General features: G+C 71.6%; 19 protein-coding genes. 11 read left to right on the forward strand and 8 right to left on the reverse strand.

Translation table 11 applies throughout. From position 1 onward, the window contains the following. Positions 1 to 23 precede the first annotated feature (23 nt). On the reverse strand, positions 24 to 4,232 hold the full coding sequence (locus ACGFI7_RS36560) for a HAMP domain-containing protein (protein WP_393413418.1): 4,209 nt from the start codon (positions 4,230 to 4,232) through the stop codon (positions 24 to 26). Positions 4,233 to 4,483: 251 nt separating this feature from the next. Between ACGFI7_RS36560 and ACGFI7_RS36565 the strand changes: the two genes are divergently transcribed. The 11 genes from ACGFI7_RS36565 (at position 4,484) to ACGFI7_RS36615 (ending at position 18,649) form a co-directional block, all read left to right on the forward strand. Beyond that, the gene (locus ACGFI7_RS36565) at positions 4,484 to 4,855 is read left to right on the forward strand and encodes a YciI family protein (RefSeq protein WP_393412915.1); all 372 of its coding nucleotides are present in this window, start codon (positions 4,484 to 4,486) and stop codon (positions 4,853 to 4,855) included. After that, positions 4,843 to 6,066, forward strand: coding sequence for an RNA polymerase sigma factor (locus tag ACGFI7_RS36570; protein ID WP_393412917.1), 1,224 nt, complete (start codon positions 4,843 to 4,845; stop codon positions 6,064 to 6,066). Before ACGFI7_RS36565 ends, ACGFI7_RS36570 begins: the two co-directional genes overlap by 13 nt. Before the next feature lie 96 nt (positions 6,067 to 6,162). Beyond that, positions 6,163 to 7,155 carry a LacI family DNA-binding transcriptional regulator gene (locus ACGFI7_RS36575; RefSeq protein WP_393412919.1) on the forward strand — a complete coding sequence of 331 codons (993 nt, stop codon included), beginning with the start codon at positions 6,163 to 6,165 and terminating at the stop codon, positions 7,153 to 7,155. A 70-nt stretch (positions 7,156 to 7,225) separates the two neighbouring features. Further along, the gene (locus ACGFI7_RS36580) at positions 7,226 to 8,683 is read left to right on the forward strand and encodes an FGGY-family carbohydrate kinase (protein ID WP_393412921.1); all 1,458 of its coding nucleotides are present in this window, start codon (positions 7,226 to 7,228) and stop codon (positions 8,681 to 8,683) included. A 9-nt stretch (positions 8,684 to 8,692) separates the two neighbouring features. Beyond that, on the forward strand, positions 8,693 to 10,315 hold the full coding sequence (locus ACGFI7_RS36585; protein WP_393412923.1) for a hypothetical protein: 1,623 nt from the start codon (positions 8,693 to 8,695) through the stop codon (positions 10,313 to 10,315). Between the two features lie 12 nt (positions 10,316 to 10,327). Then, positions 10,328 to 11,824 carry a DUF4185 domain-containing protein gene (locus ACGFI7_RS36590; RefSeq protein ID WP_393412925.1) on the forward strand — a complete coding sequence of 499 codons (1,497 nt, stop codon included), beginning with the start codon at positions 10,328 to 10,330 and terminating at the stop codon, positions 11,822 to 11,824. A gap of 101 nt (positions 11,825 to 11,925) precedes the next feature. After that, positions 11,926 to 12,999, forward strand: coding sequence for a glycoside hydrolase family 172 protein (locus tag ACGFI7_RS36595; protein ID WP_393412927.1), 1,074 nt, complete (start codon positions 11,926 to 11,928; stop codon positions 12,997 to 12,999). Positions 13,000 to 13,036: 37 nt separating this feature from the next. After that, positions 13,037 to 14,356: an ABC transporter substrate-binding protein gene (locus ACGFI7_RS36600; RefSeq protein ID WP_393412929.1), complete on the forward strand. Its 1,320-nt coding sequence runs from the start codon at positions 13,037 to 13,039 to the stop codon at positions 14,354 to 14,356. A gap of 56 nt (positions 14,357 to 14,412) precedes the next feature. Further along, positions 14,413 to 15,345 carry a carbohydrate ABC transporter permease gene (locus ACGFI7_RS36605; RefSeq protein WP_393412931.1) on the forward strand — a complete coding sequence of 311 codons (933 nt, stop codon included), beginning with the start codon at positions 14,413 to 14,415 and terminating at the stop codon, positions 15,343 to 15,345. Next, positions 15,342 to 16,160 (forward strand): carbohydrate ABC transporter permease, encoded by an 819-nt coding sequence (locus tag ACGFI7_RS36610; protein WP_393412933.1) that lies wholly within the window; start codon positions 15,342 to 15,344, stop codon positions 16,158 to 16,160. The genes ACGFI7_RS36605 and ACGFI7_RS36610 overlap by 4 nt, the downstream gene beginning before the upstream one ends. Further along, a complete protein-coding gene (locus ACGFI7_RS36615; protein ID WP_393412935.1) occupies positions 16,157 to 18,649 on the forward strand; it encodes a GH116 family glycosyl-hydrolase in 2,493 nt (830 codons plus the stop codon). Before ACGFI7_RS36610 ends, ACGFI7_RS36615 begins: the two co-directional genes overlap by 4 nt. A gap of 3 nt (positions 18,650 to 18,652) precedes the next feature. Here the strand turns inward: ACGFI7_RS36615 and ACGFI7_RS36620 are convergent, their stop codons facing one another. Genes ACGFI7_RS36620 through ACGFI7_RS36650 form a run of 7 tightly spaced genes read right to left on the reverse strand, consistent with a single transcriptional unit; the run spans position 18,653 to position 25,839 of the window. Further along, a complete protein-coding gene (locus ACGFI7_RS36620) occupies positions 18,653 to 19,801 on the reverse strand; it encodes an acetyl-CoA C-acyltransferase (protein ID WP_393412937.1) in 1,149 nt (382 codons plus the stop codon). A gap of 11 nt (positions 19,802 to 19,812) precedes the next feature. Continuing rightward, a complete protein-coding gene (locus ACGFI7_RS36625; RefSeq protein WP_393412939.1) occupies positions 19,813 to 20,577 on the reverse strand; it encodes a crotonase/enoyl-CoA hydratase family protein in 765 nt (254 codons plus the stop codon). Further along, positions 20,574 to 21,332: an SDR family NAD(P)-dependent oxidoreductase gene (locus ACGFI7_RS36630; RefSeq protein WP_393412941.1), complete on the reverse strand. Its 759-nt coding sequence runs from the start codon at positions 21,330 to 21,332 to the stop codon at positions 20,574 to 20,576. The genes ACGFI7_RS36625 and ACGFI7_RS36630 overlap by 4 nt, the downstream gene beginning before the upstream one ends. A gap of 16 nt (positions 21,333 to 21,348) precedes the next feature. Continuing rightward, on the reverse strand, positions 21,349 to 22,530 hold the full coding sequence (locus ACGFI7_RS36635; RefSeq protein ID WP_393412943.1) for a thiolase family protein: 1,182 nt from the start codon (positions 22,528 to 22,530) through the stop codon (positions 21,349 to 21,351). Beyond that, a complete protein-coding gene (locus tag ACGFI7_RS36640; protein ID WP_393412945.1) occupies positions 22,527 to 23,342 on the reverse strand; it encodes an enoyl-CoA hydratase/isomerase family protein in 816 nt (271 codons plus the stop codon). The genes ACGFI7_RS36635 and ACGFI7_RS36640 overlap by 4 nt, the downstream gene beginning before the upstream one ends. Continuing rightward, complete coding sequence (locus tag ACGFI7_RS36645; RefSeq protein ID WP_393412947.1) at positions 23,339 to 25,477, reverse strand: acetate--CoA ligase family protein; 2,139 nt, start codon at positions 25,475 to 25,477, stop codon at positions 23,339 to 23,341. Before ACGFI7_RS36645 ends, ACGFI7_RS36640 begins: the two co-directional genes overlap by 4 nt. After that, on the reverse strand, positions 25,474 to 25,839 hold the full coding sequence (locus tag ACGFI7_RS36650; RefSeq protein ID WP_393412949.1) for a hypothetical protein: 366 nt from the start codon (positions 25,837 to 25,839) through the stop codon (positions 25,474 to 25,476). The genes ACGFI7_RS36645 and ACGFI7_RS36650 overlap by 4 nt, the downstream gene beginning before the upstream one ends.

Raw genomic sequence — 25,839 nt, forward strand, 5'->3', positions numbered from 1 at the left:
GGCGATGGCGCCGCGACTCTGACTTACGAGGTGGTCCAGTGCCGGATGCGCGTGATGAGGTGATCGGCGTCGACCGGCTTGGTGACGTAGTCGGTGGCCCCGGCCGCCAGGCTCTTCTCCTGGTCGCCCGGCATCGCCTTGGCCGTCACGGCGATGATGGGCAGGCCGGTGTACTGCGGCATGGCCCGGATGCGGGCGGTGGCGGCATAGCCGTCCATCTCCGGCATCATCACGTCCATCAGCACCACGTCGATCTCGGGATGGGCGATCAGGGTGTCGATGCCCTCCCGGCCGTTCTCCGCGTGCAGCACCCGCATGCCGTGGATCTCCAGCATGCTGGTGAGCGCGTAGAGGTTGCGCGTGTCGTCGTCCACGACCAGCACGGTGAGGCCGGTCAGCGCGCCGTCGGCGGTCCTGGCGGCCGGCGGGCCGGCTTGCTGCGGCCGGGTGAGGGGCAGCACGTCGCCCGGCTGGTCGGCGGTCAGGTGCAGCGCGATCCGTTCGCGCAGCTCGTCCAGGCTGGACAGCAGCTCCAGCGGCCGGCCGCCGTCGCGGGCCTGCAGCTGCGCCTCGCGCTGCGGGTTGGCCCGCCAGTTGTTGTAGGCCAGCACGGGCACGGCCTGCAGGGCGGGGTCGCCGTCCATCGCCTCCAGGAGCTGGTAGGCGGCCTGGCCGGGCATGTCGAGGTCGATCACGATCAGGTGGCAGGGCTCGGCCGCGAGCGTGGCCGCCGCCTCCTGGGCGCCGAGGGCCGAGACGATCTCCACCTCGTGCCCGGCGGGGGTGAGCTCGGTCAGCACGCTCTCGGCCACCAGGGACAGCAGGCCGCGCGGCCGTTCCTCGATGACCAGGAGCCGGCGGTTGCGGTGGACGGCCGGACGCTGCGGGGCGGACTCCTGCGGCGCGGCGCTCTGCGCGGCGGCCGGCTCCGTCACGTCGAAGTCGGGCCGGGCGATCGGGAGGTAGAGGGTGAACGTGCTGCCCTGGCCGGGGGTGCTGCTCGCGGTGATCGCGCCGCCCAGCAGGTAGGCGATCTCGCGGCTGATCGACAGGCCGAGCCCGGTGCCGCCGTACTTGCGGCTGGTGGTGCCGTCGGCCTGCTGGAACGCGCCGAAGATCACTTCGAGCTGCTGCTCCGGGATGCCGATGCCGGTGTCGACCACGCTCAGCGCGACGGCCGCGCCGTGGGCCCGCACCGACGCGGGCAGCTCGGACTGCACCGCCGTCTCGATCCGCAGCTCGACGCCGCCGGTCTCGGTGAACTTGACCGCGTTGGAGAGCAGGTTGCGCAGCACCTGGCGCAGCCGCGAGTCGTCGGTCAGGACCTCCAGCGGGATGCCGGGAGCGGCCACGATCCTGAAGTCGAGCCCCTTCTGCGTGGTCAGCGGGCGGAAGGTGGCCTCGATGTCGTCGAGGAGGCGGCGCAGCGGGACGCGTTCGGGGTTGACGTCCATCTTGCCCGCCTCGACCTTGGACAGGTCGAGGATGTCGTTGATGAGCTGGAGCAGGTCGGACCCGGCCGAGTGGATGATGCCGGCGTACTCGACCTGCTTGGCGGTCAGGTTGCGGCTGTGGTTCTGGGCCAGCAGCTGGGCCAGGATGAGCAGCGAGTTGAGCGGGGTGCGCAGCTCGTGGCTCATGTTGGCGAGAAACTCGCTCTTGTACTTGGAGGCCAGGGCGAGCTGCTGGGCCCGGTCCTCCAGCTCCTGGCGGGCCTGCTCGATCTCCAGGTTCTTGGTCTCGATGTCCTGGTTCTGGCTGGCCAGCAGGCGGGCCTTCTCCTCCAGCTCGGCGTTGGAGCGCTGGAGTTCCTCCTGCTGGTTCTGCAGCTCCTCGGAGCGGGTCTGCAGCTCGGCGGTCAGCCGCTGCGACTCCACCAGCAGCTCGTCGGTGCGGGCGTTGGCGACGATGGTGTTGAGGTTGACGCCGATGCTCTCCATGAGCTGGTCCAGGAACGCCCGGTGCACCGAGGTGAAGGCGTAGACCGAGGCCAGCTCGATGACGCCGAGCACCTGCTCCTCGACCACGATGGGCAGCACGATCACCGAGACGGGGCCGGTCCGCCCGAGCCCGGAGGCGACCGTGAGGTAGTCGGCCGGGATGTCGGTCATGGCGATCGTGCGCCGGGTCCTGGCGGCCTGGCCGACCAGCGCCTCGCCCATGCGGAAGCTGGTGGGCCGGTCGGCCTGGTAGCCGTACGCGCTGATCAGGCGCAGCTCGTCGTCGCCCGCCAGGAAGAACGCCCCGTACTGGGCCGCCACCAGCGGCGCCAGCTCGTCGAGCACCAGCTCGGCCACCGTGGACAGGTCGCGATGCCCCTGGATGAGGCTGGACATGCGGGCCAGGTTGGACTTGAGCCAGTCTTGCTCCTCGTTGGCCCGGGTGGTCTCGCGGAGCGACTTGACCATCGAGTTGATGTTGTCCTTGAGGTCGGCCAGCTCGCCCTCGGCATCCACGGTGATCGACCTGGTCAGGTCGCCCGAGGTCACGGCGCTGGTCACCTCGGCGATGGCGCGCACCTGGCGGGTGAGGTTGCCGGCCAGCTCGTTGACGTTCTCCGTCAGCCGCTTCCAGGTGCCCGAGACGCCCGCGACCTCGGCCTGGCCGCCGAGCCGGCCCTCGCTGCCCACCTCGCGGGCGACGCGGGTGACCTCCGCGGCGAACGCGCTCAGCTGGTCGACCATGGTGTTGATCGTGGTCTTGAGCTCCAGGATCTCGCCCCGGGCGTCGACGTCGATCTTGCGGGTCAGGTCTCCCTTGGCGACCGCGGTGGTGACCTGGGCGATGCTGCGCACCTGGTTGGTCAGGTTGTCGGCCATCGAGTTGACGTTGTCGGTGAGGTTCTTCCAGGTGCCCGCCACGTTCGGGACCCGGGCCTGGCCGCCGAGCTGGCCCTCGGTGCCGACCTCGCGGGCCACCCGGGTCACCTCGTCGGCGAACGCGGAGAGCGTGTCGACCATCGTGTTGATGGTCTGCGCCAGCGCGGCCACCTCGCCCTTCGCCTCGACGGTGATCTTCTGCGACAGGTCGCCCTTGGCCACCGCGGTCGCCACCTGGGCGATGCTGCGCACCTGGCTGGTCAGGTTGGAGGCCATGACGTTGACGTTGTCGGTGAGGTCCTCCCAGGTGCCCGACACGCCCCGCACCGTGGCCTGGCCGCCCAGGTTGCCCTCGGTGCCGACCTCGCGGGCCACCCGGGTCACCTCGTCGGCGAACGCGGAGAGCTGGTCGACCATCGTGTTGATGGTCTCCTTCAGCTCCAGGATCTCGCCGCGGGCGTCCACCCGGATCTTCTGCGTCAGGTCTCCCTTGGCGACGGCGGTGGTGACCTGGGCGATGCTGCGCACCTGGGCGGTGAGGTTGTCGGCCATCACGTTGACCGACTCCGTCAGGTCCTTCCAGGTGCCGGACACGCCCTTGACGTCGGCCTGACCGCCCAGCCGCCCGTCGGTGCCCACCTCCCTGGCCACCCTGGTGACCTCCGCGGCGAACGCGCTGAGCTGGTCGACCATGGTGTTGAGGGTGTTCTTCAGCTCCAGGATCTCGCCCCGCGCGGACACGGTGATCTTCTGCGACAGGTCGCCGCGGGCCACCGCGGTCGCCACCTGCGAGATGTTGCGCACCTGGTCGGTGAGGTTGCCCGCCATGAAGTTGACCGAGTCGGTGAGGTCGCGCCAGGTGCCCGCCACGCCCTTGACGTCGGCCTGGCCGCCGAGCTGGCCCTCCGTGCCGACCTCGCGGGCCACCCGGGTCACCTCGTCGGCGAACGACGACAGCTGGTCGACCATGGTGTTGACCGTGTTCTTCAACTCCAGGATCTCGCCCCGGGCGTCCACGGTGATCTTCTGCGACAGGTCGCCCCTGGCGACGGCGGTGGTGACCTGAGCGATGCTGCGCACCTGGTCGGTGAGGTTGCCGGCCATGGCGTTCACCGAGTCGGTGAGGTCCTTCCAGGTGCCCGACACCGACGGCACCTCGGCCTGGCCGCCCAGCCTGCCCTCGGTGCCGACCTCGCGGGCCACCCGGGTCACCTCGGAGGTGAACTGCGACAGCTGGTCGACCATCCCGTTGAAGACCGAGGCGATCTCGCCGAGCAGGCCGTCGTCGTCCTCAGGGAGCCTGGTGCGGAAGTCGCCGTCGCGCACCGCGGTGAGGCCGTCGAGCAGCTGCCGCAACTGGGGCTCGCTGACATCGCCGCCGTGGGTCGCACCGGCCGAGCCGCGGGACCTCATGTCACTCATGTCATCCTCGTGCTCTAGTCGTACGCGTGAGCATGGAATCCGATAGAGACCCACAGGCTCACGAATGTCCGGCGATAAAGAGCGATCACCCTCTTCAACAGCCGATTGGAGATTACTAGACCGTGCCCTCGATTTTGCTGTCGGAGGGGCGGAAGCGGTGATGCCATGTCAAGACGACGGCGGCGGCTCCGACCTGTCGTCGAAGCACCCCGGCCGGGGTGCCGCAACGGGAGGAGTACGCGATGAAGTTCCAGATCAGCATGCACATCAACCCGGCGGTGCTGGACTCGCTGACCGACGAGGAGAGGGCGGCGATCGGCGCGGGCCACGGCAGGTTCATCGAGGAACTGAAGGCGTCCGGGGAGCTGGTCCTGACCCAGGCGCTGGTCGACCCGTCGCAGGCCGTCGTGGTGTCCGTGCGTGACGGCCGCCCGGTGGTGACCGACGGCCCTTTCCTGGAGGCGAAGGAGCACCTGGGCGGCTACTACCTGGTCGACTGCGAGAGCAAGGAGCGGGCGATCGAGCTGGCGGCCCGGATCCCGGACGCCGCGATCGAGGGGCTGGGGATCGAGGTGCGGCAGGTGATGTTCGCTGACGGACAATGGGAGGCGTGACCGGCTCCTCCTTCGAGGGCCTGCTGCGCGAGCTCGCGCCGCAGGTCCTCGGCGCGCTGATCCGCCGGCACGACCAGTTCGAGGGGTGCGAGGACGCGGTGCAGGAGGCCGTGCTCGCCGCCACCCTGCAGTGGCCGGCCGAGGGCGTGCCGGACAACCCGCGCGGCTGGCTGATGACGGTGGCGTCGCGGCGGCTCATCGACCGGATCCGCAGCGACCGCGCGCGGCGCGAGCGCGAGTCGGCTCTGGCGGCGGCCGAGGTGCCGAGCGACGAGGTGCCCGGCAGCGACGACACGCTCGTCCTGCTGTTCCTGTGCTGTCACCCGACGCTGACCGCCGCCTCGCAGACGGCTCTGACGCTGCGCGCGGTCGGCGGGCTGACCACCGCCGAGATCGCCCGCGCGTTCCTGGTGCCGGAGGCCACGATGGCGGCCAGGATCAGCCGGGCCAAGCAGCGCATCAAGGCGGCGGGCAGCTCCTTCACCCTGCCGGAGGGCGCGGAGCGCGAGGAGCGGCTCCGGGTCGTCCTGCACGTGCTCTACCTGATCTTCAACGAGGGCTACACCGCCTCGTCGGGCAGCGAGCTGCACCGTCCCGACCTGGCGCGCGAGGCGATCAGGCTGACCCGGATGGTGCACGCCCAGTTGCCCGGCGACGACGAGGTGACGGGGCTGCTCGCGCTTATGCTGCTGACCGACGCCCGCCGCGAGGCGCGCACGACGGCGACCGGCGACCTGGTGCCGCTGAGCGAACAGGACCGGACGACATGGGACCACGGCATGATCGGCGAGGGCACCAAGCTGGTCAAGGCGTCGCTGGCCGGCCCGTCGCTCGGGCCCTACCAGCTGCAGGCCGCCATCGCCGCCACGCACGCCGACGCGGCCACCGCCGAGGAGACCGACTGGGCGCAGGTGCACGCGCTCTACCTGATCCTGGAACGGATCGCGCCCAACCCGATGGTGACGCTCAACCGGGCCGTCGCGCTCGCCGAGGTCGAGGGTCCGCGGGCCGGGCTGGACCTGCTGGCGGGCCTGGACGACGACGAGCGGATGGCCGGGCATCACCGGCTGCTGTCCGTACGGGCGCACCTGCTGGAGAAGGCGGGCGACGCGGCCGCGGCCCACGCGCACTACCGGCGCGCCGCGAAGGCCACCGCCAGCCTCGCCGAGCAGCGCTACCTGGAGGCCAGGGCCGCCCGGGTGCGGCTCTGACCGCCGTCGCGGTGAGCCGGTCTCCCGAGGTGCCTACGGACCGGGGAATCGATTGCCGCTACGCTTCCTTCCAGACGAGCCGAAGCGAGGACGGGGATGACGACGATCTACGACGTGGCGCGCCACGCGGGCGTGTCCGCGGCGACGGTTTCGCGGGTGGTCAACGGCCGCTCCAGCGTCGACCCGGTGCTCGCGGAGCGGGTCAGGCAGGCGATGGGCGAGCTGAAGTACCGGCCCAACGCCGTGGCGCGCAGCCTGCGCAAGAGCCGGACCACGCTGTGGGCCGTCATCATCTCCGACATCGGCAACCCGTTCTTCACCGCGATGGTCCGCGGCGTGGAGGACGTCGCGCAGAAGGCGGGCTACTCGGTGGTCCTGTGCAACAGCGACGAGGACCCCGCCAAGGAGGGCAGGTACGTCACCGCCGCGCTGGACGGCCAGATGGCCGGAGTGATCATCTCGCCGTCCGGCCGGGCCACGCACGTCAACCGCCTGGTGGAGGCCAAGGTCCCGGTCGTGGCCATCGACCGCCAGCCGCGCGGGGTCACCGTCGACACCGTGCTGGTGGACAACGAGCACGGCGCCGAGCTGGCCACCGCGCACCTGGTCGAGGCGGGCTACGAGCGCATCGCCTGCATCACCGGCCCGCGCAAGCTGTCGACCGCCGCCCAGCGCCTGCGCGGCTACCAGCGGGCGCTGCGTGCCCATGGCCGCGCGGTCAGGAGCGAGCTGGTCAGGTTCTCCGACTTCCGCGAGGAGGGCGGCTACGCCGCGATGGCCGACCTGCTGCGGCAGGATCCCCGGCCGGACGCCGTCTTCGCGGCCAACAACCTGATGACGGTGGGGGCCGTCGAATGCCTGGTCGACCAGGGAGTGCGCATCCCCGGGGAGGTCGGCGTGGCCGGGTTCGACAACATCCCGTGGGCGCATCTGGTGCGCCCGTCGCTGACCACCGTGGACCAGCCCACCTATGAGCTGGGCCGTACCGCCGCCCTGCTGCTGGCCGAGCGGATGATCGAGCCGGCCCGCCCGGCGAGCAGCGTCACCCTGCACACCCAGCTGCACGTCCGGGAGAGCTCGCGCCGCTGAGCTGTTGACTCCATCGGCCGGGTTCACTACCGTCGGCGAAGTCAGCAATCGATTTCCCGAGGAGTTGCCCGTGCACGTTCTCGGCGTCGACATCGGGACCTCCAGCAGCAAAGGCGTGCTCGTCAGCCTGGACGGCACGGTGAAGCGGTCGGCGGTCCGCGAGCACGCGGTGGACCGTCCGGGGCCCGGCCGGTTCGAGATGGACGGCGGGCTCTGGTGGCGGGAGTTCACCGAGCTGGCCCGCGAGCTCGGGCAGGACGCGGAGATCGGGGCGGTCGGGGTGAGCGGCATGGGGCCGTGCGTCCTGCTCGCCGACGCCGAGGACGAGCCGGTGCGCCCCGCGATCCTCTACGGCGTCGACACCCGCTCCACCGGCCAAGTGGAAAGGCTCGAACGCGAGCTCGGCGCGGCCGAGATCCGCCGCAGGGGCGGTTCCGACCTGTCGAGCCAGGCCGCCGGCCCGAAGATCGCCTGGGTCGCCGAGGAGGAGCCCGACGCCTACGTCCGGGCACGCCGGCTGTACATGCCGAGTTCCTGGCTGATGCGCCGGCTGACCGGCGCCTACCTGCTCGACCACCACTCGGCCAGCCAGTGCACCCCGCTCTACGACGTCGGCCGGCTCGACTGGCACCGGCCGTGGGCCGACGCGGTGGCGCCGGGCATCGAGCTGCCGCCGCTGCGCTGGCCCGGCGAGCGGGCCGGCACGATCACGCGGCGGGCCGCCGCGGAGACCGGGCTCCCCGAGGGCGTGCCGGTGACCACCGGGACGATCGACGCCTGGGCCGAGGCGCTGAGCGTCGGCGCGCACAACGCCGGCGACCTCATGCTCATGTACGGCACGACCATGTTCCTCATCCACACCGCAGCCGAGCACCGCACCTGGCCCGGCCTGTGGGGCACGGTCGGGGCGACGCCCGGCACCTACAACCTGGCCGGCGGCATGGCCACCTCCGGCGCGATCACCACGTGGCTGCGCGACCTGGTCGGCGCGGACTACGCCGAGCTGCTGCGGGAGGCCGAGGAGTCGGGCGTCGGGGCCAACGGCCTGCTCATGCTGCCCTACTTCGCCGGCGAGCGGACCCCGGTCATGGACCCGCGGGCCAGGGGCGTGATCGCCGGGCTCACCCTGTCGCACACCCGGGGGGACCTCTACCGGGCCGCGCTGGAGGCGACCGGCTTCGCCGTCCGGCACAACATCGAGACGCTCCGGGCGGCGGGCGGCGACATCCGCCGCATCGTCGCCGTCGGCGGCGGCACCCGGGGCCCGTGGACCCAGATCGTCTCGGACGTCACCGGCATGCCCCAGGAGGTCCGCGTCACCTCCATCGGCGCCTCGTACGGCAGCGCCCTGCTCGCCGCCGGGCTCGTCGGCGAGGCGGACGTGGACGCCTGGAACCCGGTCAGCCGGGTGATCGACCCGCGGCCTGAGGCGGTCGCCGCATACCGCGAGCTCTATCCCCTCTACCTGCAGCTCTACCCCAGCACCGTGAGCCTCGCCCACGGGCTCGCCGATCGTCAGCATCGTTGAAGGGCAGACATGTATCAGTTTCCCCAGCTCGTCGAACCGCCCGCGGCCGAACCCGGCGTCGTCTACACGGTCGCGAGCGGCGACCTGCGGCAGAGCGCCAACCAGACCTGCTGGCCGGTCCAGGAGCGCCTGGAGGCCGATCTCACCCGGGCGCTCGAGGATCTCGGCTGGTCGGTACGGCGGGGCCACGAGGTCGACCCGGTCAAGGGCCACGGATTCATCGACAGCCAGCGGGCCGGCATCGAGATCTTCAAGACGCTGCCGCCCGACGCGCCGCTCATCGTGGTCGAGGCGGTCTGGCAGTACAGCCACCACGTGCTGGCCGGGCTGCGCGGCCATCGGGGCCCGATCCTGATCGTGGCCAACTGGAGCGGCCAGTGGCCCGGGCTGGTCGGCCTGCTGAACCTGGCCGGGAGCCTGACCAAGGCGGGCCGGCCGTACTCGGTGCTGTGGAGCGAGACGTTCACCGACGAGTGGTCGCGGCACGGCCTGAAGACGTGGCTGGAGAGCGGCGAGCTCACCCACGACACCAGCCACGTCACGAAATATCGGCAGAAGGAGGACAGTCAGGAGGTCGCCCTCGGCAAGGCCGTCGCCCGGCAGCTCGCCACCGAGAAGGCCATCATCGGCGTCTTCGACGAGGGCTGCATGGGGATGTACAACGCCATCATCGACGACGAGTTGCTCAACCCCCTCGGCATCTACAAGGAGCGCCTCTCGCAGAGCGCCCTCGTCGCCGAGATGGGGAAGGTCTCCGACGACGAGGCCCGGGAGGTGCGCGCCTGGCTCGACCGGGAGGGGCTGACCTTCCATCTCGGCGACGACGAGGCCACCGAGCTGACCGAGGCGCAGCTGATCAGCCAGTTCAAGATGTACATCGCCGCGCTGCGCATCTCCGACGACTTCGGGCTCGACGCCGTGGGCATCCAGTACCAGCAGGGGCTCAAGGACGTGGTCCCGGCGAGCGACCTGGCCGAGGGCCTGCTCAACAACGTCTCCCGCCCGCCGGTGCGCAGCCGCGACGGTTCCCGCGAGCTCTACGCGGGACGGCCGCTCCCCCACTTCAACGAGGTGGACGAGGGCGTCGCCGTGGACTCGCTGATCACCAACCGGATCTGGACGGCGATGGGCCTCGACCCGGCGACCACGCTGCACGACGTGCGCTGGGGCGAGGAGTACGACGGGCGTTTCGTCTGGGTCTTCGAGATCTCGGGATCCGTGCCCGCCTCGCACCACGGCGGCTACGACCAGTCGTGGAGCATGCGGCAGCCGCCGATGTACTTCCCGCTCGGCGGCGGCACGCTGAGCGGCGTCTCCAAGCCGGGCGAGATCGTCTGGTCGCGGGTGTTCATCATGGACGGCGAGCTCCACGCCGACCTGGGCCGGGCGACCGTCGTGGAGCTGCCCGAGGAGGAGACCCGGCGCAGGCTCGACGCCACCACCCCGCAGTGGCCGATCATGCACGCGGTGCTGCACGGCGTCTCCCGCAACCAGTTCATGGCCCGTCACCGGGCCAACCACCTCAACGTCGCCTACGCCGACGACGCGGACGGCGCCGACCGCGCGCTCGCCGCCAAGGCGGCGGCCTTCGCCGAGCTCGGCGTGCACGTGCATCTGTGCGGAATCTCCTAGAAGGAGGGGCCCGTGAAGCCCTTACGCATCGCGCTGATCCCGCTCGTCGGCCTGGCCCTCATCGGGCCGGCCGCGCCCACGCAGGCCTCGTCGGCCCGCTCCCCCGCCGTGGTGGTGGGCAAGATGACCGGTCCGGGGTCGCTCAGCGCCACCGACACCGCCTGGAAGGTCAAGGCGACCGACCTCGGCATCATGTGGGACAACGGCCGGGGTGAGATCCTGGCCGCCTTCGGCGACACGTTCGGCGACTCCTGGCAGCCGCCGGGCGCCAACGGCGGCGACTGGCGCAGCCAGGTGCTGCTGCGCAGCACCGACCGCGACCTGTCCGACGGCATGTCCTTCAGCAGCGCGGCGACCGACGCGCCGGGCCACGCCAAGGAGCTCATCCCGAGCAGGAAGATCGACGGTGACGAGATCACCGTCATCCCGACGGCCGGCGTGTCGGTCGGGAACCGGCAGTACCTCGCCTACATGTCGGTGCGGCACTGGGGAGCCCCGGGCTTCTGGGACACCAACCACTCCTCCATCGCCTACTCCGACGACAACGGCCAGAACTGGGTGACCGGCGGCCCTCGCTGGGACAACCCGGGCGGCGACAACCACTTCCAGATGGCGGCCTTCGTCCGCCGTGACGGCCACGTCTACATGTTCGGCACCCCCAACGGCCGCAACGGCTCCGCCTACCTGGCCCGGGTGCCCGAGTCCCAGGTCCTGACCAAGTCGGCCTACCAGTACTGGACGGGCAGCGCCTGGCGGCCGGGCTCCGACACACAGGCCGCGCCGATCGTCGCGGCGCCGGTGTCGGAGCTGTCGGTGCAGTTCAACGCCTACACCGGCAAGTGGCTGATGACCTACCTGCAGGGCAGCGATCTCGTGCTGAGGAGCGCGAACGCGCCCACCGGCCCGTGGAGCGGCCCGTCGGTGGTGGCCAGCTTCGCCGACTTCCCCGGGCTCTACGGCGGCTTCATGCATCCCTGGTCGTCGGGCCCCGACCTCTATCTGGCGCTGTCGGAGTGGACCCCGTACAACGTCTACCTGATCCGGGTGCGGCTGAACCGGGACGGCACCATCACCAACCCGAACCTGATCCGCGACCCGAGCTTCGAGCGCCAGAGCACCGCCGCGGTCGCGGCCCCCTGGACGCTGCGCGGCAACGGCGGCATCGACCAGGCCACCTGGTCCTTCACCGCCGACCGCAACGCCTTCGTCCGCTACAACCGCGGCTGGCACGACATCTCCCAGGTCGTCCAGGTCACCCCGCACACGGCCTACACCCTGACCGGCTGGCTGCGCACCTCGCCCAACAACGACAACGGCTTCTTCGGCGTACGGGCCCCTGGCGGCGCGCCGTTCGCCGAGCGGAACTTCCGCGCGCTGGGCCAGTGGACCAGGCAGACCGTCACCTTCAACAGCGGCAGCCGCAGCTCGGTCGAGGTCTTCGCGGGGATCTGGACGGACAACGGCGACATGTGGCTGCAGCTCGACGACTTCGCCCTGGTGAAGTCCTGACCGATGGATCAGACCCGTACATCGATTGCGTAACACGCATTGACCTGTCACCGGCTGGGCGATAGGAAGCAGCAATCGATTTCTCACCTATAGGAGGAACCGTGACGTACGGCCAGTACGGCAGCAGCCTGCGCGACCTTCCGCGCCTGCGCTCGCACCGCCGCAGGAGAGTGTCGAGCTGGGACCGTTCGGGCGGCAACGACGACCGCGTCACGGTCGCGCCGGGGGAAACGGTCACCCTGGCCGACATCCGGGGCGCCGGCTCGGTCAACCACATCTGGATGACCGTGGCGCCCCGCGACCCCGGCACGCCGGAGACCGCCGACCGCGACTTCCTCCGCAAGCTCGTCCTGCGGGTCTTCTGGGACGACAACGAGCACCCCAGCGTGCTGGTGCCGCTGGGCGACTTCTTCGGCATGGGGCACGCCCGCACCGCCAACTTCGTGTCCGCGCCGCTGCAGATGAGCCCGCAGGACGGCAAGGCCTTCAACTCCTTCTTCCACATGCCCTTCGGCAGCCGGGCGCGGTTCGAGCTGACCAGCGAGTGTGAGGAGGAGGTGCTCTGGTTCTACTACTACATCGACTACGACGAGTTCGACGAGCTGGGTGAGGGCCTCGGCCGCTTCCACGCCCAGTGGCGGCGCGAGAACCCCGCCGACGGCGTGGACCAGGGCGGCATGTCGAACGCCGAGTACCTGTTCGGCGGCACCAACCTGGACGGGGCCGGCAACTACGTCATCCTCGAGGCCGAGGGCCGCGGCCACTACGTGGGCTGCGTCCTGAACGTCACCAACCTGCGCCGCACCTCCGACTGGAACTGGTACGGCGAGGGCGACGACATGATCTTCATCGACGGCGAGGCGTTCCCACCGAGCCTGCACGGCACCGGCACGGAGGACTACTTCAACACCGCCTGGTGCCCGAGCCAGTCCTACCACGCCCCGTACCACGGCCTCACGCTGCCGGGCGGCGAGAACTGGTCGGGCCAGATCTCGATGTACCGCTTCCACATCGAGGACCCGGTGCCCTTCACCAGCTCCATCAAGGTCACCATCGAGCACGGCCACGCCAACCGCCGCCAGGACGACCTGTCCTCCGTCGCCTACTGGTACCAGGAACTGCCGCACCGGCCGTTCACCCTCCCGCCGGTCGGGGCCCGGCTGCCCATCGTGTGATCGCCGGGATCGGCGACGTGTCATTTAAGGAGACGACGTGCGCACACAACTCATCCGGCTGGTCGCCGCCGTGGCGGGCGCGACCGTGCTGGCCGCCGGCTGCGGATCGGGCGCGGACCGACCCGCGCAGGGAGGCAAGGCCGAGATCACGCTCTGGCAGCAGAAGTTCACCGACCAGGAGGACGCCTGGTACAAGAAGGCCGTCGCGGCGTTCAACAAGGCCCAGGACAAGGTCACGATCAAGCATGTGATCGTCCCGGCGGACACCTGGGACCAGAAGATGAAGGCGGCCCAGGCCGCGGGCAAGGCGCCGGACGTCTACACGGTGAACTACAGCAAGGTGCCCGGCTTCGCCCGCACCGGCGTGATCCAGGCGCTCGACCCGCTCATCCCGGCTGACAAGTGGACCGGCCTGCAGGAGTCGGTGCTGGAGTCGGTGCAGTACAAGGACAAGAGCTACGGCTACCCGATGCTGGTCGAGCCGTCGGCCGTGCTGTTCTACCGCAAGGACATGTTCACCAAGGCCGGGCTCGACCCCAACCGGCCGCCTGCCAGCTGGCAGGAGCTCATCGACTACGGCAGGAAGCTGACCAGCAAGGACGTCGCGGGCGTCGTCACCGCGGCCAACCAGATCGACATGGCCTGGTCGTCGTGGGGCCTGCAGTGGAACGCGGCCGGGCATCTGCCGATCAGCGACGACTGGTCGGAGTCGCGCGCCGACGATCCGAAGTACAAGCAGTTACTGCAGGTCTACCAGACCCTCTACCAGGAGGGCATCATGCCCAAGCAGCCGCTGGCGCCGTACGCCGACGCCAACCCGCTGGGCCAGAACAAGACCGCGATGATGATCTGCGGCTCGTGGGCGGCGAGCGTCCTGCTGCAGGACTACCCGAAGCTGGTCGACCAGATCGGCGTGGCGCCGCTGCCCTCCTTCGACGGCGACGCCACCAAGCCCACCGCGACGCTCGGCGGCTGGACCCTCGTCGTCGACGCCAAGTCGAAGAACGCCCAGGGCTCCGCCGACTTCATCTCCTGGCTGCTGGCCGGTGACACCACCCTGCTGGTCGAGTTTTTCAAGAACACCAAGTTCTCCAAGTACTCCCCGCGCGAGGCCGTCGCCCAGGCGATCTCCGGCGACCCGGCCGTGGCCGAGAACCCGTGGGCCAAGACGATCGAGGACCAGGTCGTCAAGTACGCCAAGGCGGAACCGAGCTACGACTGGGCCGTCAGCCTGGCCTTCGGCAAGGCGATCGAGAAGGCCCTGCAGGGCAAGAACATCGACCAGGCCCTGAAGGAGGCCGACGCGGAGATCACCGACCTGATCGCCAAGAACAAGCTCGCCGGCCAGAATTCCTGACCCGTCACAGCCCGCCGCCGGTCAGCGCGTGACCGGCGGCGGAGAAAGGAGTGCCCGTGGCTGTCACGTCACTGCGGGCCACCCGCGTCAGGGACCGCGCCGCCGCCCGCGCCCGGCCGCGGCGGAACAACCGGACGGCCTTCATCCTGCTGGCCCCGCTGCTGATCCTGCTCGGCGTCTTCGTGATCTGGCCGCTGATCCACGCGGTCTACATCAGCTTCTTCACCTGGAGCTTCTACGACCCGGCCGTCTTCGTCGGGCTGGAGAACTACCTCAACGTGCTCACCGACGCGGAGTTCGTCAACTCGGTGTCGCGCGGCCTGCTGTTCTCCGCCATCGTGGTGCCGATCCAGATCACGATCGCGTTCATCTTCGCCAACCTGGTCAAGTCGGTCAGCCGGCGGATGGCCACCCTCATGAAGGTGACGATCTACATCCCCGCGGTGATCTCCGAGGTGATCGCGGCCATCGTGTTCACGCTCATCTACACCCACCGCGGCGGGCTGCTCAACTGGTTCCTCGACTTCTTCGGCATCGAGGCGATCCCCTGGCTCGGCGACACGGCCACCGCACTGCCGGCGATGGCGGTCCCGGCGATCTGGATCGGCATGGGCGTGGCCTCCCTGATCATGCTGGCCGGCCTGCTCGACATCCCGGAGACCTACTACGAGTGCGCCTCGCTGGACGGGGCCGGCCCGCTGACCAAGATGTTCAGGATCACGCTGCCGCTGATGAAGAACGTCATCCTGTTCCTGCTGGTGACCGGGTTCGCGGCGTCGCTGCAGTTCCTCATCCTGCCGCTGCTGATGACGCAGGGCGGGCCGGTGAACTCCACCAACCTGCCGAACCTGTTCATCCTGCAGCACTTCAACACCGACCTGTACGTCGGATACTCGATCGCCGCGGCGCTGCTGCTGTTCGCCGTGCTCGGCACGGTGTCGGCGATCATCTTCCGGCTGGTCAAGTCAGAGAAGGCGATGGACGCATGAGAGGCTCGCTCGGCTGGATCCTCAGGTACGGCGTGGCGGTGGTCTTCATCGTCGCCACGTTGTTCCCGCTGGCCTGGCTCGCGATGGCCGGGTTCAAGGCGAAGACCGAGGTCGTGGCCACCCCGTTCCAGTTCTTCCCCGAGATGTGGCGCTGGGACAACTACGCCCAGCTGCTGGCCGACGAGGCGTTCGTGCGCTCGCTGGGGTTCACGTTCGTCGGCGCCTCGCTGTTCGCGGCGCTGAGCCTGGTGGTCAACGCGCTGGGCGCCTACGCCTTCGCCCGGCTGGACTTCGCCTTCAAGCGCACGGTGTGGGTCATCGTCATCACCACGATGTTCGTCCCCGGCATCGCGATCCTGCTGACCTCGTTCATCGTGGTCACCCAGCTGGGCATGCTGGACAGCCTGGCGGTGCTGGTGCTCCCCGGCGCGGCGGCGGGCGTGCAGGTCTTCTTCCTGCGCCAGTTCTTCCTGGCGGTGCCGGCGTCGCTGGAGGAGGCGGCCCAGCTCGACGGGGCGGGGCCGTGGCGGATCTTCCGCCACATCTTCATCCCGCTGTCGAAGGGCGCGTTCGTGGTCGTCGGGGCCACCTCGTTCCTGCTGTTCTGGAACTCCTACATCTGGCCCGTGCTGACCATCACCGAACCTGAGCTCTTCCCGATCCAGCAGTATCTGGCGACCTTCCGCTCGGAGCGGAGCAGCGAGCACGGCCTGCTCATGGCCGGGTCCACGCTGGCCGCCCTGCCCGTCATCCTGCTGTTCCTGATCTTCCAGCGGCACATCATCCGGGGCGTGCGGATCGCGGGGTTCAAGTGAGCGGCGGCCTCGGCGCGGCCCGGCCCGTCCCGCACGACGAGGGCAGGCACGTGGCCATGCCCCTGGGCGGGATCGGCACCGGCAACGTCGCCATCTGCGCCGACGGCGGGCTGCGCCAGTGGCAGCTGCAGAACTGCGGCAACCATCGCGGCGTGCTGCCGTACACCTTCTTCGCACTGCGGGTCAGCACGTGGGAGCCGCCTTCCGACGAGCTGTTCGTGCTGCAGGCGCGCACCCCGGACGGCCCGGCCACGCCGCTGGTGAACGACGACCACGTGCCCGCGTGGCAGCGCGACCTGCTGCGCACCCGGCGGGCGGTGAGCGGGACGACGTTCCGCGGCCTGTACCCGTTCGCCCACCTGGAGTACCACGGCCTGCCCGTCGAGGTCGGGCTGGAGGCGTTCAACCCGCTGATCCCGCTCGACGTGGACGAGAGCTCCATCCCGGCCGCGCTGTTCACCTTCACGATCACCAATCCCGGTCCGCTGACCGCGCAGGTGTGGCTGGCCGCGGCCGTGCAGAACCCGGTCGGGCACGACGGCACCACCCCGGTCGACGGCGTGCGCGCCGCCGGTTACGGCGGCAACGTCAACCGGGTGCGCCGCGCCGGTGGCTGGACCTCGCTGGTCATGGAGAACCCGGCGGCCGACCCGGCCGCCGCCGGTGCGGGGCAGGCGGTGCTGACCGTGGACGCGGCCGACGCGGCGGTGCTGCCGCAGTGGACGCATCCCGACGAGTTCCTCGGCTTCCTGGCCGGGCGCGCGGTCTACGGGGACGCCGAGCGGGCCCGGCACGCGTCCTGGCTGGCGGACTACCAGGCCAGCGGGCCGCAGCAGGCGTTCGGGCCGAGCCCGGCGGGTCAGACGTGGAACGGCGGCGTCGTCGCGCCGATGATCCTGCCGCCCGGGGAGTCGCGCGAGGTCCGGCTCTGCCTGGCGTGGCACTTCCCGAACCGGTACGCGGACTTCGTGCAGTTCGGCCCGCCGAACCCGCAGTGGGGGCCGACCCGGTTCTGGCTCGGCAACGCCTACGCCACCCGCTTCGCCGACGCCCTCGACGTGACGGCGCACGTGCGCGAACGCTGGGGCGACCTCCGCGCCGCCTCGCTGTCCTGGACCGGCACCCTGGCCGACGCCGACCTGCCGCCGGGGGCGGTCGAACACCTGGCCGCGCAGGCGTCGATCCTGCGCAGCCCGTCGTGCTTCCGCACGGCCGACGGGGCGTTCTTCGGCTTCGAGGGGGTGCTCGGCGCCTCGACCGTGATGTGGTCGGGCGACGTCGGCGGCTCCTGCCCGCTCAACTGCACCCACGTCTGGAACTACGCGCAGGCGGTGGCCAAGCTCTTCCCGTCGCTGGAGCGGAGCATGCGCGCCACCGAGTTCGAGGTCATGCAGGCGCCGGAGGGCTATCTGCCGCACCGGGTGATCGCGCCGACCTACCTGCGCCAGCTGTGGGGCGTGCCCATCGGCGGCCCGGGCGAGCCCGCGCTCGACGGCATGCTCGGCGCGGTGCTCAAGACCTACCGCGAGGTGCGGCACGGCGCCGAGCCGGGCGCGTACTGGCCCGGGGTGAAGCGCCTGCTGGCGCACGTGCGGACGACCTGGGACCCGGAGGGCACCGGCTCGCTGCACGGGATCCAGCCGTCCACCCACGACATCGACCTGTGCGGGCTCAACCCGTTCATGGGCACGCTCTGGCTGGCCGCGCTGCGCGCCGCCGAGGAGATGGCGGTGCTCGCCGGTGAGCCGGAGCTCGCCGCGGAGCTGCGCGAGCTGTTCGCCCGCGGCAGCGCAGGCTACGACCGGGCGCTCTTCAACGGCTCGTACTACGTGCAGAAGCTGGAGGAAGGCGACTCCTCCGAGTTCCAGTGGCTCGAAGGCTGCCTGGCCGACCAGCTCATCGGCCAGTGGTGGGCGCACCAGCTCGGCCTCGGCCACCTGCTGCCGCGCGAGCACGTCGTCTCGGCGCTGCGCGCCGTGGTCGCGCACAACCTGCGCAAGGGCTTCCGCGACTTCGACCATCCCTACCGGGTGTTCGCCGACGAGGACGACACCGGGCTGCTCATGTGCACCTGGCCGCTCGGCGGCCGGCCCGCCGTGCCCACCCGCTACTGCGACGAGGTGTGGACCGGCAGCGAGTACCAGGTCGCGGCGCACTGCCTCTGGGAGGGGCTGGAGGAGGAGGCGCGGGCGATCCTCGACGGGCTCTGGCGGCGTTACGACGGCACCCGGCGCAACCCGTACAACCAGGTCGAGTGCGGCGACCACTACGTGCGGGCCATGGCCGGGTGGTCGGTGCTCGACGCGCTCGCGGGGGCGTCCTATGACGCCACCCGCGAGCGGCTCACCCTGGCTCCGCGCGGTCACGGCCGCCTGCCGCTCCTGCTCCCGACGGGCTGGGGCACGCTGGTCCGCGACGCCGACGGCGCCCGCGTGGTCGACGCGCACGGCGACCTGCGGATCCGCGAGATCGTCACGCTGGAGGCATGACCGTCAGAGCGCCTCGACGATCGTGGCGTTGGCCATGCCGCCGCCCTCGCACATGGTCTGCAGGCCGTAACGGAGGCCGTTGCGGCGCAGGTGGTGGACGAGGGTGGTCATCAGCCGCGCCCCGGTCGCGCCGAGCGGGTGGCCGAGCGCGATGGCGCCGCCGAGCGGGTTGACCCGGTCGGCGGGCGCCCCGGTCTCGCGCTGCCAGGCCAGGACGACCGAGGCGAAGGCCTCGTTCACCTCGAAGACGTCCATGTCGTCCAGCCGGAGCCCGGCCCGGCGCAGCACCGCGTCGGTGGCCGGGATCGGGCCGGTCAGCATGAGCACCGGGTCCGAGCCGACCACCGCCGTGCTGTGCACGCGGGCCAGCGGCGTGAGCCCGAGCCTGCGCACCACCTCGCCGGAGGCGACGGCCAGCGCGGCGGCGCCGTCGGAGATCTGGCTGGAGGTGGCGGCGGTCAGCCGGCCGCCGGGGACGAGCGGCTGGAGTCCGGCCATCTTCTCCAGGGTGGTCGCGGGACGCGGGCCCTCGTCGGCGGTCAGCCCGGCGACCGGGACGATCTCGTCGGCGAAGAGCCCGGCCCCGGCCGCCTCGGCGGCCCGCCGGTGACTGGCCAGCGCGAACTCCTCCATCTCCGCGCGGCTCACGTCCCACTTGGCGGCGATCAGCTCCGCGCCGTGGAACTGGCTGATCTCCTGGTCGCCGTAGCGTTCCGCCCACTTGCGGCCGCCCCTGGGCATGCCCAGGCCGGCGTCGGCGCCGACGAGGGCGGAGGAGGCGATCGGGATCAGGCTCATCACCTCGACGCCGCCCGCGACCACGAGGTCCTGCGCGCCGGACGCGACGGCCTGCGCGGCGAAGTGGACGGCCTGCTGGGAGGAGCCGCACTGCCGGTCGACGGTGGTGCCGGGCACCGACTCGGGCAGTCCGGCCGAGAGCGCCACGATCCTGGCGATGTTGGTCGACTGGGCGCCGATCTGGCTGACGCAGCCGAACACGACGTCGTCCACGTCCTCGCCGGCGATGCCGGCGCGCTCCAGCAGCGCGGCCACGACCTCCGCGCCGAGGTCGGCCGGATGGATGCCGGACAGCCCACCGCGGCGGCGGCCCACCGCGGACCGCACCGCGCCGACGATGAAGGCTTCTCGCATGGTCACTCCTGTCAACGTCCCTGCCAGACGGGGGCCCGCTTCTCGGTGAAGGCGCGGGCGCCCTCGATGGCGTCCTGGGAGGACCGGACGGGTTCGGAGATCTCGCGCTGCCGGTCGAACGCCTGCTCCGGCGGCCAGTACGCCGACTGGGTCATGATCTTCTTGCTGGCCGCCACCGCCAGCGGCCCGTTCGCCGCCACGGCGTGCGCCAGCTCCACCGCGGCCTCGGCCGCCCCGCCCTCGGGCACCAGCCGGTTGAGCAGGCCGTGCGCGGCGGCGTCGGCGGCGCTCAGCCGCCTGCCGGTGATCGCCAGCTCCATGGCCAGGTGGTAGGGCAGCCGGTGCTGCAGGCGCAGCAGCCCACCCCCGGCCGCGACGAGCCCGCGCGCCACCTCGGGCAGCGCGAACACGGCCGACTCGGAGGCCACGATCAGGTCGCAGGCGAGCACGATCTCGAACCCGCCGGCCAGCGCGTAGCCCTCGACCGCGGCGATGAGCGGCTTGCTCGGGGGACGCTCGACCAGCCCGGCGAACCCGCTCCTGGCCGTGGAGGGACGCTCGCCGCGCAGGAAGCCCTTCAGGTCCATGCCGGCGCAGAAGGTGCCGCCCGCGCCGGTGATGACGGCGGCACGCAGGGAGGGAGTCTCCTCGTACGTGTCGACGGCCCGCTCGATGCCCTCGGCGACGGCGAGGTCGACGGCGTTGCGCGCCTGCGGCCGGTTGATGGTGATCACGCGGACGGGGCCCTCGTCGGCCACCAGGACGGGGGCGCTCATCGGGGGCCCATCCTGATCGCGCCGTCGAGCCGGATGGTCTCGCCGTTCAGCATCGGGTTGGTGACGATGTGCTCGGCCAGGGCGGCGTAGTCGGCGGGGTCGCCGAGCCTGCTGGGGTGCGGCACGGCCGCGGCGAGCGAGGTGCGCACGTTCTCCGGCAGCCTGCCGAGCATCGGGGTGTCGAACACGCCGGGGGCGATGCTGCACACCCGGATCAGCCGCCGCGCCAGGTCGCGGGCCGCCACCAGCGTCATGCCCACCACGCCGGCCTTGGAGGAGGCGTACGCGACCTGGCCGATCTGGCCTTCGTAGGCGGCGACGGAGGCGGTCAGCACGCACACGCCGCGCTCGCCGTCCACCGGCTCCGCGGCGGACATGCGGGCCGCGGCCAGCCGCACCACGTTGTACGAGCCGATCAGGTTGGTGGTGACGATGCGGGTGTAGTCCTCCAGCGAGCCGGGCGCGCCTTCCCGGTCCACGACGCGCACCGAGCCGCCGCGGCCCGCGCAGTGCACGAGCACGCGGAGCGGGCCGAGTCCGGCGGCGGCGTCGAGGGCGGCCGTCACCTGCTCGGTGTCGGTGACGTCGGCGGGCGCGAACCGGCAGCCGAGCTCCGCCGCCACCTGCTCGCCGGGCGAGCCCGGCAGGTCGGCGATGACGACCTGCGCGCCGCCCTCGGCGAGCCGGGCGGCGGTCGCCCGGCCGAGGCCGGACGCGCCTCCGGTGACGAGCGCGACGGATCCTTCTACTTTCACGGGGTTGAACTCCTGTTCACAGACGTTCGACGACGGTCGCGTTGGCCATGCCGCCGGCCTCGCACATGGTCTGCAGCCCCCAGCGTCCGCCGGTGCGGCGCAGGTTCCACAGCATGCTGGTGAAGAGCCGGGTGCCGGAGGCGCCCAGCGGGTGGCCGAGCGCGATGGCGCCGCCGACCGGGTTCAGCACCTCGTCGGCGACCGGGTGTTCGGCCTGCCAGGCGAGGGGTACCGAGGCGAAGGCCTCGTTGACCTCGGCGTGGTCGACGTCCCCGATGCCGAGCCCGGCCCGCTCCAGCACCATGGCCGTGGCCGGGACGGGGGCGGTGAGCATCATGACCGGGTCGTCGCCGCACACCGAGAAGGCGTGAAAGCGTGCCAGCGGGGTCAGGCCGAGCCGCTCGGCCCGCTCCTCGCTCATCACCAGCACGGCGCTGGCGCCGTCGGTGATCTGCGAGGAGTTGCCCGCGGTGACCCGCCAGCCGATCTCCGGGAAGCGCCGGGCGGCCTCCTCGTCCTGGAAGGCGGGCTTGAGCCCGGCCAGGCGTTCGGTTGTGGTGCCCGGCCTGATGGTCTCGTCGGCGTCGACGACGGTGCCGCCGGGCACGGTGATCGGCACGATCTCGTCGTGGAAGTGTCCCGCCTCGGCCGCGGCGGCGGCCCGCTGGTGCGAGCGGGCCGCGTAGGCGTCGAGCGCCTCGCGCTCCAGCGCCCACCTGGCCGCCACCAGCTCGGCCGCGACGCCCTGGGAGACGAGGCCGGGGGCGTACCTCTCGGTCACGGAGGGCCCGTACGGGTCGCGGCCCATCCGCGCCGAGCCCATCGGCACCCGGCTCATCGACTCCACGCCGCCCGCGATGACCACGTCGTAGGCGCCGGAGAGCACCCCTTGGGCGGCGAAGTGCAGGGACTGCTGGCTGGACCCGCACCGGCGGTCGATGGTGGTGGCGGGCACGTGCTCGGGGAACCCGGCCGCCAGCCAGGCCATCCGGCCGGGGGTGACGGACTGGTCGGCCGCCTGGCTGACGCAGCCGATGATCACGTCCTCGACGGTGCCGGGGTCGATGCCGGTACGGTGCACGAGCCCGGCCAGCACCTGGGCGAGCAGCTCGACGGCGTGCAGCTCGGCGAGCGCGCCGCCGAGCTTGCCCTTCCCCATCGGCGAACGGACCGCGTCGACGACCACAGCGGTTCTCATGAGGTCTTCTCCAGCTCGTCGGGGGTGTCCGTCCAGCGGGGCGGGCGCCGGTCGAAGAACGCCTGGGCGCCTTCGCGCAGGTCGCCGCCGAGGAAGAACGGCAGGTTGAGGAACTGGGCGGCGTCCAGGGCCTGTCCGGCGGGCAGGTCGGAGAGCAGGGTGAAGGCCCGCCTGCCGAGCCGGACGGCCGCCGGGCTGACCGCCTCGAACTTCCCCGCGTACGCGTCCAGCCCGGCCATCAGGCCCTCGCGGTCGGGGTAGATCTTGCTGACGAAGCCGAGCCGGTGCGCCTCGCCGGCGTCGATGCTCTCGCCGGTCAGCATCATCTCCAGCAGCCGCTTGCGGGGCAGCGACCGGGCCAGGTGCGCCACGATGATCATCGGGAAGAGCCCGATCTTCACCTCGGGCAACGCGAACCGGGCCTTCGGCGTGGCCAGGATGACGTCGCACATGCCGGCCAGGCCCATGCCGCCGGCGTAGGCGGGGCCGTCGACCGCGGCGATCACCGGCTTGGGCGCCTCCAGCATGAGCCGGTGCAGGTCGACGATGGCGCCGGGCCACAGGTAGGCGTCCTCGACGTCGCCTTCGGCGAGCGCGCGCATCTGCCGCAGATCGCCTCCGGCGCAGAACGCGTCGCCGTCGCCGGTCACCGCGATCGAGCGGACCCCCGGGTCGGCGAACAGCTCGCCCAGGGCGTCGCGCAGCCCGGCCGCCGTCTCCTGGTCCAGGGGGTTGCGTTCCCCGGCGCGGTTGAGCGTGACGAGCCCGAGGCTGCCGCGCCTGGTCACCAGGATCTTCTCGCCGGTGCTCATCGGCTCTCCTCCGCTTCGCCGAGAATGATCAGTGCGTCGACCGCGACCGCGCCGTGACCGGCGGGGCGGACGAGCACGGGGTTGAGGTCCAGCTCCGCGATGCGTCCCGCGTGGTCGGCGCCGAGCCTGGACAGGGCGCTGACGGTGTCGGCCAGGGCGGCCACGTCGGCGGGCGCGGAGCCGCGGAAGCCGGTGAGCAGCTTGCGCCCGCGCAGCTCGCCGAGCATGTCGCGCACCTCGTCCGGCTCCACCGGCGCGGGCCTGAGCACCGCGTCGGAGAGCAGCTCGGTGAGCACTCCCCCGCTGCCCAGCAGCACGAACGGGCCGAACTGGGGGTCCACCACGAGACCGGCGATCATCTCGACGCCGTCGACGATCTGCTGCTGCACCAGCACGCCCGCGGGCGCGTCGCCGAGGTGCGCCCGCGCGCGGGCGTCGATCCCCGCGTAGGCGGCCCGGACGGCGCCGGCGTCGGCCAGGCCGACCGCGACGCCGCCGATCTCGGTCTTGTGCGGGACGCGGGCGTCGGCCACCTTGAGCACGACCGGATAGCCGATCCGGCCGGCGTGGGCCACCGCGTCGTCCGCGGTCGTGGCCAGGGCCTCGGCGGGGACGGCGATCCCGTACTCGGCGAGCAGCGCCTTGGTCTCCGCCTCGTCCAGCGGGCCGGAGCGGCCGGGCAGCTCGCGGGGTACGGGCCCGCGAGCCGCCCGGACGGTCTTCCTGGCGCGGGCGCGGGCGGCGGCGCGCCGGTGGGCGGCCAGCGTGCGGACCGCGGTGAACAGCTCGGCGGCCGAGGTGAAGACGGGGATGTCCGCTTCGGCGAACGCGGTCTTCTCCTCGTCGTTGAGCCGCCCGTCCATGGAGTAGATCGCCAGCGGGGTGCGTTCCTTCGGCGCGGCGGCCCTGGCGATCCGCTCGGAGGCGCGCCGCCCGGCGTCGCCGGTGAGCTCCTTGCGCGCGTACACGACGGTGGAGACGGCCGGGTCGGCGTCGAAGGCGGTGTAGGCGGCGGTGGCCAGGCCGCTGTTCCTGGCCACCTCGCCGGTCAGGTCGCACGGGTTGATGGCGGTGCCGAAGTCCAGCAGCTCTTCCAGCTCGGCGGTGGCCGCCGGGCCGAGGTCGGGCACGGTCACGCCGGAGCGGGCCGCGCGGTCGGCGAGCGCGCCGGCCTGCCCGCCGGAGACGGACATGATGGCCACGCCGTCGTCCTGGGGCAGCCCGCGCGACAGGTAGAACTTGGCGACCGCCACGACCTCGCCGAGCTCGTCCACCCGGATGATCCCGAGCGAGTCGAAGACCGCCTGGTAGATCTCGTCGGCGCCGGCCAGCGCGCCGGTGTGGGCGGCGGCCCGGCGGGCGGCCTGCTCGGTCCTGCCGACCTTGATGAGCACGATCGGCTTGCCCAGTTCGGCGGCCAGCTCGGCCACCCGGACGAAGTCGTCCGCGCGCCGGATGGCCTCGACGAACGAGACCACCATCGACACCTCGGGATCCTGCAGGGCCACCGACAGGTAGTCGGCCAGGCCCAGGTCGATCTCGTTGCCGGCGCTGGCGTAGAGCCGGGTGCCGATGCCCTCCTCCTTGAGCCGCCTGATCAGGGAGGCGGCGGTGGCGCCGCTCTGCGTGATCACCGCGACCTGACCGGGCAGGACGCCCTCCCCGAAGATGGGCTGGATGGTGGCGAGCGCGCCGGTGGCCAGGTTGCCGACGCCGTCGGTGTTGGGGCCGACGATGCGCAGCCCGCTCTGCCCGGCGGCGGCCAGGATCTCGCGTTCGAGCGCGCGGCCGTCCTCGCCGGTCTCGCCGAAGCCCTGCGAGGGCAGCACGGCGACCTTGACCCCGGCGGCGGCGCAGTCGCGCACCGCCTGGACGGTGTTCTTGGCGTTGAGCGCGATGACCGCGAGGTCGACGGGCTCCCCGACGTCGGCGAGCGAGCCGACGCAGGGCACGCCCTCGATCTCGCTGCGGGACGGGTTGACCGGGTAGACGCCGCCCGCGAACCCGTACTGGACGAGCAGGCGCAGCGGCCACCAGCTGAGCGTGCCGGGCTTGCTCGACGCGCCGATCACGGCGACGGACCGGGGATGGAAGAGCGTCTGGACAGCGGCCTCGGCGCCGGTGACGGTGATCACGCGACCTCCTCCGGCCGCGGTCCCGTCGGGTAGGTGGGGACGCCGTCGGCGGCGGTGATCTCCATGCGCAGCAGCCAGGCGTACATGACCTTGCCCAGGTGGTCCGAGCGGAGCGAGCGGGTGCCCCCGCCGTCCAGCGCGCCGGTGAGGACGAAGTTGAGCGCCTTGATGCCGGGCAGCTCGTAGCGGGTGACGGTGCCCCGGACGAGGGAGCCGAAGTGCTCCTTGACCCGTTCCTCGGTGAGCTCGCTCCTCAGCGTGGCGTATCCGGCGTCGTCGTAGGCGACCAGGCCGACGTTGCACACGTCGCCCTTGTCGCCCGAGCGGCCGTGGGCGATGTCGGCGACCCTGATGTTCGCCAT

The sequence above is a fragment of the Nonomuraea sp. NPDC048826 genome (genome assembly GCF_043198225.1).
Classification (GTDB): Bacteria; Actinomycetota; Actinomycetes; order Streptosporangiales; family Streptosporangiaceae; genus Nonomuraea.

Bases quoted from the DNA above. Each gene is read 5' to 3' on its own strand.
- ACGFI7_RS36565 (WP_393412915.1), top strand. From the start codon at position 4,484: ATGAAGTTCCAGATCAGCATGCACATCAACCCGGCGGTGCTGGACTCG.
- ACGFI7_RS36625 (WP_393412939.1), bottom strand. From the start codon at position 20,577: ATGAGCGCCCCCGTCCTGGTGGCCGACGAGGGCCCCGTCCGCGTGATC.
- ACGFI7_RS36640 (WP_393412945.1), bottom strand. From the start codon at position 23,342: ATGAGCACCGGCGAGAAGATCCTGGTGACCAGGCGCGGCAGCCTCGGG.
- ACGFI7_RS36585 (WP_393412923.1), top strand. From the start codon at position 8,693: ATGTATCAGTTTCCCCAGCTCGTCGAACCGCCCGCGGCCGAACCCGGC.
- ACGFI7_RS36610 (WP_393412933.1), top strand. From the start codon at position 15,342: ATGAGAGGCTCGCTCGGCTGGATCCTCAGGTACGGCGTGGCGGTGGTC.
- ACGFI7_RS36635 (WP_393412943.1), bottom strand. From the start codon at position 22,530: ATGAGAACCGCTGTGGTCGTCGACGCGGTCCGTTCGCCGATGGGGAAG.
- ACGFI7_RS36650 (WP_393412949.1), bottom strand. From the start codon at position 25,839: ATGGCGAACATCAGGGTCGCCGACATCGCCCACGGCCGCTCGGGCGAC.
- ACGFI7_RS36575 (WP_393412919.1), top strand. From the start codon at position 6,163: ATGACGACGATCTACGACGTGGCGCGCCACGCGGGCGTGTCCGCGGCG.
- ACGFI7_RS36570 (WP_393412917.1), top strand. From the start codon at position 4,843: ATGGGAGGCGTGACCGGCTCCTCCTTCGAGGGCCTGCTGCGCGAGCTC.
- ACGFI7_RS36560 (WP_393413418.1), bottom strand. From the start codon at position 4,232: ATGAGGTCCCGCGGCTCGGCCGGTGCGACCCACGGCGGCGATGTCAGC.
- ACGFI7_RS36620 (WP_393412937.1), bottom strand. From the start codon at position 19,801: ATGCGAGAAGCCTTCATCGTCGGCGCGGTGCGGTCCGCGGTGGGCCGC.